Origin of the sequence: Parabacteroides faecalis, from assembly GCF_022809355.1 — a bacterium.
GTDB classification, from domain to species: Bacteria; Bacteroidota; Bacteroidia; order Bacteroidales; family Tannerellaceae; genus Parabacteroides; species Parabacteroides faecalis.
This window is the reverse complement of sequence record NZ_JAKZMM010000022.1, coordinates 23,410-35,943: the sequence shown is the minus strand read 5'-3', so window position 1 is coordinate 35,943 and position 12,534 is coordinate 23,410. Positions and strand designations below refer to the sequence as shown.

Below are 12,534 nucleotides of genomic sequence, written 5' to 3'. Positions count from 1 at the left end.
GAAACAATCTCCTGAACTAATAGTTTGCAAAATTACGGAAAATAGCTGGTAATTTCCTTATAAACTAAAATTTCATTTGATCAACTCGCCTTTTCCATCAAAGAGTAATAAAGTTCCATCTTCCAAAGTAGTTTGATATCTACCTTGCTCATACGAAAGATTGAAAGAAATCTCTGCAGGATAATGATGACGAATATACCGATAAGCCTTTTCATAAGGAGTTCTCGGCGAATCTTGTGCTACAAATTCTGTTGCCGAGTACACATAATAGACTTGATCGCCCTCATCAGCCAGCATATATTGAACTTGTAGTTGATCGAGCGGACGAGTAATCGAGGTAATGGTCGTCTGATATTTCTCTTCTACAGCTTTCAAGATTTCCGAAGATATGAGTTCTTCTTTCAGCGCAGACCAACCCAAATTATGGTTATCAATATTTATCCATTCGCCTTGCATATTGACCGTAAAATTGAATCCATTGGGAAGAGAGACGATAACCCGATCTTTAGTATCTAAAGACAAGACCATAGAAACAGATGAAGTTATTCCAAAATATTTATCAATAAAAGCCCGAATCCCTTTATCTGGGAATATGGTTGGCGGTGTATAATCCGGATTCGGAATCGCATAACACCATGATTTTTGGTCGTCTGTTTCAAATTCATATTGAATCGTCTGTTCTGACTTGATCTGCCGGACAAGATAAATATTCTTTTCCGGACAGTCTTCTGTTAACTGTTCTACCACATCTTCAGGCAACAATGAATAAAAGCTATCAGGCAAGTAAGCCTTTTCTGCATGGCGAACCTCTAGCCAATCATTGTCTTGATTGAAGTCGACAACCATATGATTGCTTAACCATAAAGAATAACGAAAGTCGGACTGATTTTCATCCTGCGGAACGATGACATGTTCGATTTCCGCATCAAAAGAAGAACTCACAAAGAAATAAACCGGACCCGGCAGATACTCATTAGGTTGCAGACCGGTGTTATGTTCCATTTCCTCTCCCAATAATTTCTTATCCGTTGTACTGTAAGCCAGCCATCTTTGGTCTTCCAAACCAAAAGCAATACCATATAATGTCTTATCAAGAGCCTGAATAGGTGATGCTGTTTCGGTTTCTATCTGCCGGATAGCATCTTTATAGGTTGTTTGGATGGAAACAGGAAGTACCTTCGTATAGCAATACACACTCGTCCACTCACCTGCAGCATTGAATACAAAATAGGTTCCATCGGAAAAACTTACGTAATAACAGACCTCACTTGTATTCGGATCGATAAGCTGCTCTGTTGACTGAGGGATTTCATCCGGATAAAGCACTTGTAAACTGCTTTGAATATTTTCAGGCAACTCTTGTCTGGGATCTTCTACCGAATTATTTTCACTACAACTGATATGAATCAGGAGTAAACATGCCATCAGGAAACTACATATTCTATCAACTCTCTTTTTCATGATAAAATGATTTATGGATTATAAGTGTTACAAACTTACAGAAAACCAGAAGAGATTCTATGATTCTGATGTTAATTAGTGTTGCCATCTTAAGATCCGTGCAAAGATTCTCCGGATGATTACTTACTTTTGTTATTCATTTAAATCGCTTATGAAAAAGAATTTGTTCCAATCCATGAGCCTGATGGCTCCAGTTCTGCTGCTGTCAGCTTGCAGCGGAACAAAAGAAAAGGCGACAGAAACTAAGCCGTTGAATATTATTCATATCATGACGGACGACCATTCGTTCCAAACGATCAGTGCGTATGGGCATGCGTTAGGGAAATTAGCCCCAACACCCAATATCGACCGTTTGGCTGCCCGTGGTGTTTTGTTCCGACAAGCTTTTGTAGAAAACTCGTTGTCAACACCCAGCCGGGCTTGTCTGATGACCGGATTATATAGTCATCAAAACGGACAGCGGCAGTTAGGAAAAGGCATTGATACCACCAAAGTATTCTTCTCCGAGATATTACAACAACATGGTTACCAGACAGCCGTTGTCGGGAAGTGGCACATGCAATGTGAACCCAAGGGTTTCGACTATTATCAGGTTTTGTGGGATCAGGGAGAATATTATAATCCGGAATTCAAAAGTAAGGAAACGAATGGAGAATACGTCAAGCGCGAAGGTTATGCTACGAAGCTGACAACCGATTATGCGCTGGAATTCCTGGAGAAACGAGATCCGAACAAACCATTCTGCCTGCTGGTGCATCAAAAGGCACCACACCGTAACTGGATGCCGGAAGAAAAATATCTTCACTTGTATGAAGATGTAGAATTTCCTTTACCGGAAACCTTCGACGACGATTATGCTACTCGTTGTGATGCTGCCCGGACACAGGAAATGCGTATTGCCGATCACATGACTTTGGTCTATGACTTGAAGTTGAATGAACTGAAAGATACGCCTCCTTATAATAAAGAATGGAGTAGCCAAGGCCTACAAAATTCGTTGGACCGGATGAATCCGCAACAACGGGAAGCCTGGGAAACGGCCTACAAAACAAGACATGAAGACTTCAAACAGAAGCAACCCCAAGGTAAAGATCTGGCCAAATGGAAATATCAGCAGTATCTGAAAGATTATCTGCGTTGTATCAAAACGGTCGATGATGAAGTGGGCCGCTTGCTGGATTATCTGGAAAAGAACAACCTGATGGAGAATACCGTGATTGTCTATACATCCGATCAAGGATTTTATATGGGTGAACATGGCTGGTTTGACAAACGTTTCATGTACGAAGAGTCTTTCCGTACTCCACTGATCATCAGCTATCCAGGCAAGGCTAAAGGTATTGAGAATACAGACCTCGTACAGAATATTGATTATGCGCCTACTTATCTGGATATTGCCGGCATAGAAAAGCCGGAGTATATGGTAGGAACATCGCTCGTTCCGTTACTGGATGGAAAAACTCCTGCCGACTGGCGAAAGTATTTATACTATCATTATTATGATTATCCAGCCATTCACATGGTACGCCGTCATGATGGTGTGCGCGACAAACAATATAAGCTCATCCATTTTTACGGAGATAAAGATGAACATCGTGAAGCAATCAACTGCAATGAGTTGTATGATTTGCAGGCAGACCCGAACGAACAGAACAACTTATACGGGAAGGCTGAATACAAGGATGTACAAGACCGACTGCAACAACAGTTAGACCGTTTCCGCCAAGAACAGCAAGTGGATGAATGGTAAATAAATGAAAGGCACGGAATACAACTCTTTTGACGAGCGATTCCGTGCCTTTTCTTTTTATCGTTTCTGATAAGGATTAAGCGTTCAGAGCCTGTTCGATATCAGCAATAATATCATCTACATTTTCAATACCCACCGAGAAACGGATCAGATCCGGAGCAATGCCGGCTTCTTTCAATTGTTCATCCGACAACTGACGATGCGTATGACTGGCCGGGTGTAAGACACAGGTACGGGCATCAGCCACATGGGTAACAATTGCTGCCAACTTCAGATGATCCATAAAGCGGATAGCAACATCCCGTCCGCCTTTCAAACCGAAAGACAAAACACCACACGAACCATTCGGCAGGTATTTCTGAGCCAAGTCATAATATTTATTACTCTTCAAACCCGGATAGTTGACCCACGCAACCTTATCACATTTCTCCAGCCATTCAGCAACAGCTTGCGCATTCTTGCAATGCTGCGGTACACGCAAATGCAACGTTTCCAATCCCAAGTTCAGCAAGAAAGCATTTTGAGGTGCCTGAATCGCTCCCAGGTCGCGCATTAACTGACTGGTAGCTTTCGTAATGAAAGCCATTTTACCAAAGGCCTTCGTATAAGTTAATCCGTGATAAGATTCATCGGGCTGGCATAATCCGGGGAATTTATCAGCATGGGCTTCCCAGTCGAAGTTACCACTATCCACAATACAACCGCCTACATTGGTAGCGTGACCATCCATATATTTCGTCGTAGAATGCGTAACAATATCAGCTCCCCATTCAAACGGACGGCAATTGATAGGTGTTGCAAATGTATTATCCACCACAAGAGGAACACCATGCTTATGGGCAATACGAGCAAACTTTTCGATATCAAGAACTTTCACTCCAGGATTCGACAAGGTTTCTCCGAACATCAGTTTTGTATTCGGACGGAAAGCTTTGCTGATCTCTTCTTCACTGGCATCTTCGTCGATGAATGTACAATCGATCCCCATTTTCTTCAAGGTAACACCCAGCAGATTATAGGTTCCACCATAAATACTGGTTGCACTGACAATATGATCTCCCGCTTCACAAATATTGAAACAGGTAAAGAAATTAGCCGCCTGTCCTGAAGAAGTCAGCATAGCAGCCACACCACCTTCCAAAGCAGCGATCTTTGAAGCCACTGCATCGTTGGTCGGATTCTGCAAACGAGTATAGAAATAACCACTATCTTCCAGATCGAACAAACGAGCCATCTGTTCGCTGGTTTCATATTTGAATGTTGTACTCTGATAAATCGGCAAAACCCGAGGTTCACCTTTTTTCGGATTCCATCCGGCTTGTACGCACAGCGTTTCCGGCTTAAATTTATTTTCCATTTGGCTTCTATATTTGATATTTGTTGGCAAAAATACGAAATTAAGGAAATATCAGTAGCATATTTCTCTTAAAGATTAAGAAATATAAGTTACCTAAGTTGTCATATCAAACATTGGGAAAAGGTTATGCTTCGGCTTTTTCATGTGATAAACGAGAGATCATAGAAGAAGACATTTGCAGATAAGACAAAAGTAACGAGTATCGAAAACGAATCCTACGAGGATTGTAAACGATACTCGTTACTTTTATTTTACTATACGCCGGCTTTTGATCAATTCCCGGCGTATTTCAACAAAAAGCCGGCGTATTTTTTACTTTGGAAAAACATACTGATAAACAAGAGTTTACCAAATGCGTTTTTGTAGAAGACGAAACCAGATAAAAGAGACAATACCTTTTAAGGTACTGGAGATACTGATGGCCCACCAAACGCCTGCTACTCCCAAACCGGCAGCACCTAATCCCATGGCCAAGGGAACTCGTAATGTATTGAAAGTAATACTGATCACAGCCGGAGGAACTGTACGGCCTGTTCCGTAAAACAAACCTTGCATAGTTATTTCTATCATCATAAAGATCATAGAATATCCATCAATACGCAAGAAATCGCCACCTGCTACGTAAGCAGCCGGTTCGGGTACAATGATAGAAAAGACTTCTGCCCCCCAAAAGACAAAGAGCAACGTACAGAAAAGTCCGAATACGGAAGTCATCTTCAAAGTAGTCAGATAAGCCTGATCAATACGTTCCCGCCGACGGGCCGCATAGTTCTGAGCTGTAAAGGCACTTAATGCCGTACTGAATCCCTGTGATGTATTCCAGGCAATCGCCTCGATCTGCCCACCGGCCGTCAAGGCCATCAATCCGATATGTCCACCATACGTCGAAGCCGTTCGTCCCATCAACAAATTGATAATGGCAAAGAAACCATTCAATAAAGCAACCGGAAGACCAATGCGTACGATCTTCAGACTATAAGTTGATTTGAGTCGGACGAAGAAACGGAAACCGGGCCAAAGTTTGTTGCGTACCTTCAATTGGTAAACAAACAACAAGACAACGGCACATTCAGATAACCAAGTTGCATAAGCCGCACCGGCGGTTCCCCAACCAAAACCAAGGATGAAGAGCGGATCGAGAATCATATTTAACAACAACCCACTTCCACTTACATAAAAGGGTATCTTACTCAAGCCGGCAGCATTATGGATACCGGTAAATGCCGAAGCTAAAAAGACAAACGGGAAACCGGTGGCAACAATACGCAGATATTCGACTGCCATATCGGTAATTTCGGGTTCCAACTTGTACAGACTGATCACCGGATGAGCAAAAACGAACAACAACGCTCCCCAGACAAGAGAGACCAATAATCCGATAGTCAGGTTATGGGATGCAAACATTTTGGCTTCTTCAGCGTTTTGTGCACCAATGGAATGCCCGACAGTCACCTCCGCTCCCACTTTGTTCATAAGCGAAATAGACTGTGTCATCCACGTTAAAATACCTACAGCTCCAATGGCTGCGACTGCTTCACTCCCCAATCGTCCTACCCAAGCCATATCTGTCAAACTATAAGCCATTTGGATAAAGGAAGTCCCCATAATGGGTAATGCCAGATTAAACAACTGCCTACTAATAGGACCTTCTGTCAGATTCTTGATTGCTTGCATCTCTTTTATTACAACTTATGAATAAAATACCATAAAAAAGGATGTGTTTTCCGCACATCCCTTATTTCCAATTATTTATATTTATCAGCACACTGCTGCAATGTTTGCCAACACTGATACATGCCTCTCGGCACATGGAAACAACCTTTCCACTTACCACCTTTTAATGGCAGAAGTACTTCCCCCTGCCGGTTCAGATAACCAAACCATTCCGGATATTCCGGATCCTTGAAATGCGTCCAGGCATAATCCTGCACACGTTCAAACCATTGCCAACATTCTTCATTGCCGGTCAATAAGAATCCTTTCGCCATACAAATCATCGATTCGATATGTACCCACCAAAGTTTCTGGTCCCACTCCAATTGCTGAGACGGATAACCCAAACGATCCATGAAATAGAAAATACCTCCGTATTTCTCATCCCAACCTTTCCGAATCATCTTTAGCGAAATATCCGTAGCCTTCTGTATCAAATCCGGACGATTCAGACGAACACCCAAATCCATAATAAACCACATGGCTTCAATAGCATGTCCAGGATTCAGATGACGGCCTTCAAACGAATCAGACAATTGGTTATTGGTCAATACATTTTCAACCACTAATCCCAGTTCAGGCCGGTAGAAAACATCCATTACCTCATGAACACATAACTCAATTGTCCTGTCCATCGTCTCTTTGTCCAATAAATGTTCAATCTCAAGAGACAGATTACACATGATCATCGGTAAGGCGAAATTCTTCAAGTCACGGCTACCCGGCATCAGTTTATTCCATTGCCCTTTCGGATTATCCATTTTCTCCAAAATACGCGCATAGGTTTTTCGGGCAATTTCTTCATATTCCTTATTCCCGGTAGCCAGACTCAGCTGTCCGAACGCCATGGCTGCAAAGGTATAAGAAAAAATGTTATAAGGCGCCACCAAAGGCTTGCCATCTTGCGTTAAAGAAAAATACCAGTTAAAATTTCCGTCATGTCCATACTTTTTCAAGAACTCTCCTCCTTGAACAGCGCACTCCAACCATTCCGGACGCTTTTCTACCTTATTATATAAGAATGAGAAAAACCAGACTTCTCGTCCCTGTAACCAGATAAACTTATCTGTATCAAAAACCTTTCCGTCTCTCAACAAACAAGTAAAATACCCTCCGCACTGGCGGTCCTGCGAATGTTCTAACCAAAAAGGAACCACCTGTTCAAGTAATTCCTTTTTGTATTTCTCTGCTAAAATGGCATAATTCATAGTATTTATTTTTTAGATCATTGTTAAATCATTCCCAACAAACGGCTGCGAGACAACATACAGGCTCCGATTAATCCACCACGAATGCCCAATTTAGATACGACCAGTTGCGTATCCTGATTAACCAAATTCAAAGAATATTTCCGTATCGCACTCTGAACCGGCAAACGTAAATAATCTTGGGTAGCAGAAAGCGGACCACCTAAAATGACCATTTCTGGATTTAATAAGTTAATTAAACCTGCCACCCATCGGCCCAATACAAAACCAATATGTTCAACAATTTCAATTGCCAGAACATCTTCCCGCAAAACAGCCTCTACGAAGTCGCTTAAAAGAAATTCTCCATGCTCTTCCATCATATCCCATAAGATAGATGTACAGCCTTGAGCTTTCCGTTCGTGCAACATCCGTTCAATAGCATATCCGGAAGCTTCAGTTTCCAGACATCCCTTTTTTCCGCAATTACAGATAATTTCGTTATCAAGTGCACAAACATGCCCTACCTCACCTGAAAAACCAGATTTTCCATAATAAGGTTTTCCATCGATGATAATTCCTGCACCTAATCCCCAATTAATATTGATGAACAGAATATTCTTTTCATTCTTAACTACACCAGCCAAAAATTCTCCGTACATCATCGCACGTGAATCATTCTCTAAATTGACTGGAATGCCAATCCGTTTCTCTATCTTTTCAGTCAGCGGTTTGTCATCAAAATGGAAGAAAGAATATGAAAAACCGGTTTTCGGATTTACCCTTCCTCCTAAATTGATGCCGACCTGTAAGACTTTACTCGTATCAATCTCCAACTGATGAATATAATCCTGAACAATTTCGCACAAACGGTCAAAAGCCTCTTCTGTATCTTCCAGATTATATCTCACCACATATCCTTCATCAATGACGTTTCCGCAAAAGTCAATCGTAGCCAACAATACCTTCTTAACTTCCACATCAACTCCAACAAAATAGCCAGCATTCGGATTTAAACCATAAATATTTGGTTTTCTGCCACCTGGTGTGTTTTGTTTGCCTAAATCTAGAATATAGTTGTCGTTCATTAATTCAGATACAAATTTTGTCACAGTCGGGATACTTAATTGCAATTCCTTAGCAATATCGGCAATCGAAGAACTTCCCGATATGATCAAATGTTGTATCAAGTGTTTTTTCAATGTAGTAGTCTTATATCTACTATCTTGCAATAGAAATTTAGTTGCCATCTTTTACATTGATTTATAGTGAACCATCTTTTAAACCATTTGAATCTCCATCCTCTGCCTTTAATCATGTAATCAGAAATTCCATATAGACAATCATTTTGTATTCATTGCATAAATAAATCCATAAAATGCCCCCATGTTCATTTCCTGAAATTCATCAAACCAAAGAATGTCAAAATCAAAATATGTCTTACTCTCTATTTCTCAAACATTAATCAGTCAAGAGCCATAAAACTTATGCCCAAAACGCACGCATAATTATATCAACTCTCATCTTAAATACAAAGTTAGAAATAAATATTTTAAATAATACGTTTTCTTAAGATTATATTTTTAATAAATCCGAGTTTTATCTATTTTTATCTTTTTCACCCAGAAATATCTTTTTTTCTCCATTTATAAGAAAAATAGTCAATTTGTACACTTATATACCTCAAAAAGACTTCCAACAAGCCGATTTAGTTAATTAATTGATAAATTATTGGTCTATTTTCTTTTTTTCTTATCTTGGCGAACTTTTTTATTAACTCAAAAACAATCTACTTATGAGAAAGATTGCAACTATTTTTTTTGTATGGTTATGCTTCTCTTCCGTATGGGCTAAACAACTTACCCAAGATGAAGCATGGAAGGTAGCTCGTAGTTTTTTCAACCAGTCTGGAAGTTTACGTTCAGCTGGAGACATTAGTTTGGTTGCTTTGTCTGGAGATTTAATTGAATCATCGCCATTGCGAAGTACCTCCGCACAAACGGCTTTTTACGTATTTAATCAGGGTAACTCATCCTATGCCATTGTGTCTGGAGATGATCGAATGAGACCTATTTTAGCGTATTCTCATACGGGAGCATTCGTTGTAGAGAATATTCCATCTAACATGAAAGCCTTACTGACGGCTTATCATGATCTTTACATGCAACTTGACAAACAACAAAATTTACCCAAGCCTTTAAGCCGTTCTTCCAATTCATTTAGCGAAGACGTACAACCGTTATTAGGAGATATCAATTGGAATCAAGATGAACCTTATTTCAACTTATGTCCAGAAGTTAACGGAAAGAGATCTGTTTCTGGTTGTGTAGCCACAGCAATGGCTATGGTTATGAAATATTTCGAATATCCGCAAAAAGGAATCGGATCACACTCCTATAATACTTCCAGCGGGATTAAATGTTCATTCGATTTTGGAGCTACTTCCTTTGATTGGGGAAATATGTTACCGCAATATGTACCAGGTAAATATACCGATGCACAAGGGAAAGCCGTTGCCAAGTTAATGTATGCTTGTGGTGTTGCTGTTGATATGGAATATTCACCGGATGGTTCCGGGGCATATTCCGGTATCGTAGCAGATGCGCTTATCCAATATTTCGGTTACAATAAGAATATGGGATATGTTTCCCGTAATTACTTCAATACTCAGGAATGGATGGATATGGTAAAAAAGGAACTGAATGAAAAACGTCCCATTCTATACAACGGAGCCTCAAAAGAAGTCGGCCATGAATTTGTTCTTGACGGATACGACAAAAATAATTTAGTCCATGTTAACTGGGGCTGGGGTGGTATGAATAATGGATACTTCGAAATTGCTTCCTTAGAACCAACTTCTCCCGGTATCGGAGGAGGTAGTAGCATGGGTGGCGGTTATATCTTTGATCAAGGGATGATAATCGGTATGCAACCTGAATCAGAATCAACATCATATACATCTTATTTCTCTTTAAGTGAACTAAAGGCCAGCAAATCTTCTTTCAATCAAAATGAGAGTTTTGATTTAACAGCAGTCAATCTTCGCAATATAACGTCTACATTCCATAGCGGAGAAATAGGAGTCATCGCCGAAGATAAAGATGGTGTCCAACATCTTATCAAGGCCTATCAAATAAAAGAAGAAATAAATAATATAAATGAAGGTTTTCCGACATTACCTCTTGAAGATATAATGATTCCTTCTGAAATCAAGGACGGAACTTATACATTGTATATCGGGACAAAAGAAGTTCGGGAAAGTCAATATAGTCGGGTTCGTAGTATTATGGGTAGTGAAACAGCATATATACTGACCATAAAGAACAAGAAATGTGAACTCAATATATTCAGTGGATTCTTAAACCTCGAAAAAGACTTGAATGTATCAATCCAAGCATCACATGGCTTATACACAGGCATGAATGGAGAGTTTGAACTTACTTTCTCCAATTCAAGTACACAAAATGAATTTTATGGTATAGCAGGAGTTATGCTATTAACCCAAGACAAAGAGCCAGAAGTAGTGACAGTTCTTGGAGAAACACAATTATTGCTTCCAGCCAATACACAAGAACAAAAGCTTCTAGTCTCTGGAAACTTAAGTATAATAACAGATTCAGGCTCGACAGTAAACATTCCAGAAGGAGAATATTTCGCCGCAGCCTGTGTTCAATGGGGTAATTATTTATATGCCATAGGAGATCTCATCGATATACAAATTAAAAGTGGTAAGCCTTGTGAGAAAATCATTGTCGAAAAGGCAACAGTAGCCAAATCCAAAATCGGAATAGATGAACCATTAGAAATAACTGCTGACATTCTTTTGGATGGAGAAGGAGACGTCTATAATGACATCATTATAGCTGCTATCTTTGCAGAAGGACAAACTTCCACCCAGAATATGCATTCATCTTCAATATTCATTGAAAGAGACAATTTACCCTACAAGCTGTCCATGAGTTTTAATCCCAATGTTACAGCAGGGAAATATGCCGTTGTCTTATATCAATATATTAATGGTCAGTTTGTACAATTAACCCAAGGAACTCCATTTGAAGTGTCTGCAACACCTACAGGTATAGAAGAAATATCAGATGTTGAAGGATTGAAAGTCTTCAGTACGTCATCAAGTAATGAATTACGTATCCGGACTTCCAGCATGGCAAATACTGTAACGATCTATAGCATAGCAGGACAAATGGTGCATCAAGAACAATTGACTCCAGGTATTGGAAATAATTATTCTTTCCAGGTTAATAAGCTGAACAAAGGTATTTATATCATGGTTGTAAAAACAACAGAAGGTAAAACTTATTCGGTCAAGTTCCGAAAAGAATAATCTTTAAGACTAAGCTTCATTTTGAGTAGCCGGATAAATCCGGCTGCTCAAATTTTCGAATCGAGTTCGTTACCAACCTAAAATAAACAATATGAATAAATACATTGTATTCTATTTTGTTTGGATACTTACTGGTGCTATCAGCTGTAAAACAGTACAAACAGAATCTGAAACAAATAATAGCATGATAAAAGAATCAGCAACACAAGACAAGATCCAGCAAACGGAACATCTTTCATCTGTTGCCTCTCCAATTGTTTACGTATACAAAACAAAGGCAGATTATTCACATAATGTTCCTGTCATAATGGATCAATCCAAAAGCCGTATCATCTCTTATCCACACCCAAAAGATTTATTGATTGGTGGAAAACTATGTTTACCAACGCCTTTAAAACAAGCGTATTGGTTAGATAATAAAGGAATCAATCCACAGGTCGCATTCTTGAAATTTACATACGAAGAATACAGTAAACTTACTGAAGCACCGCCCATGGATACTTTGATGGAAAATATTCTTGATAAAAATCCATTATTGGAAATTCATGCATGCGGAAGAAGAATGGACTATGTACATATCGTAGAAGAACTCAATCAGAAAATTGAACAAGGGAAATTAAGTTCATTTCCTACTATACAACGGGAAAAATAACCTTAACAGCTATCATATATATAGCTGTCTCTTTGAAAGATGAAAGACATTCATCTTCCAAAGAGACACTTTTCT

8 protein-coding genes are annotated in these 12,534 nt (G+C 39.6%); 3 read left to right on the top strand and 5 right to left on the bottom strand.

All coding sequences use genetic code 11. The annotated features are described in order from the left end of the window. Positions 1–72: 72 nt before the first annotated feature. On the bottom strand, positions 73–1,461 hold the full coding sequence (locus MUN53_RS09815; protein WP_243325196.1) for a PepSY-like domain-containing protein: 1,389 nt from the start codon (positions 1,459–1,461) through the stop codon (positions 73–75). 151 nt (positions 1,462–1,612) lie between these two features. On the opposite strand from MUN53_RS09815, the gene MUN53_RS09810 reads away from it, so the two are divergent. Continuing rightward, positions 1,613–3,211, top strand: a complete 1,599-nt coding sequence (locus MUN53_RS09810) for a sulfatase family protein (RefSeq protein WP_243325194.1) — start codon at positions 1,613–1,615, stop codon at positions 3,209–3,211. A 76-nt stretch (positions 3,212–3,287) separates the two neighbouring features. Here MUN53_RS09810 and MUN53_RS09805 read toward each other — a convergent pair whose 3' ends face one another. The 4 genes from MUN53_RS09805 to MUN53_RS09790 all read right to left on the bottom strand — a co-directional run bounded on the left by MUN53_RS09805 (position 3,288) and on the right by MUN53_RS09790 (position 8,718). Then, complete coding sequence (locus tag MUN53_RS09805) at positions 3,288–4,568, bottom strand: O-acetylhomoserine aminocarboxypropyltransferase/cysteine synthase family protein (protein WP_243325192.1); 1,281 nt, start codon at positions 4,566–4,568, stop codon at positions 3,288–3,290. A gap of 345 nt (positions 4,569–4,913) precedes the next feature. After that, positions 4,914–6,242, bottom strand: coding sequence for an MATE family efflux transporter (locus tag MUN53_RS09800; protein ID WP_243325190.1), 1,329 nt, complete (start codon positions 6,240–6,242; stop codon positions 4,914–4,916). A gap of 71 nt (positions 6,243–6,313) precedes the next feature. After that, positions 6,314–7,489 (bottom strand): AGE family epimerase/isomerase, encoded by a 1,176-nt coding sequence (locus MUN53_RS09795; protein WP_243325189.1) that lies wholly within the window; start codon positions 7,487–7,489, stop codon positions 6,314–6,316. A 23-nt stretch (positions 7,490–7,512) separates the two neighbouring features. Next, the gene (locus MUN53_RS09790) at positions 7,513–8,718 is read right to left on the bottom strand and encodes an ROK family transcriptional regulator (protein ID WP_243325187.1); all 1,206 of its coding nucleotides are present in this window, start codon (positions 8,716–8,718) and stop codon (positions 7,513–7,515) included. A gap of 545 nt (positions 8,719–9,263) precedes the next feature. Here MUN53_RS09790 and MUN53_RS09785 point away from each other — a divergent pair. Both MUN53_RS09785 and MUN53_RS09780 read left to right on the top strand, forming a co-directional pair. Then, positions 9,264–11,807: a thiol protease/hemagglutinin PrtT gene (locus MUN53_RS09785; protein ID WP_243325185.1), complete on the top strand. Its 2,544-nt coding sequence runs from the start codon at positions 9,264–9,266 to the stop codon at positions 11,805–11,807. A gap of 91 nt (positions 11,808–11,898) precedes the next feature. Then, positions 11,899–12,459 carry a hypothetical protein gene (locus MUN53_RS09780; protein WP_243325183.1) on the top strand — a complete coding sequence of 187 codons (561 nt, stop codon included), beginning with the start codon at positions 11,899–11,901 and terminating at the stop codon, positions 12,457–12,459. Positions 12,460–12,534 lie beyond the last annotated feature (75 nt).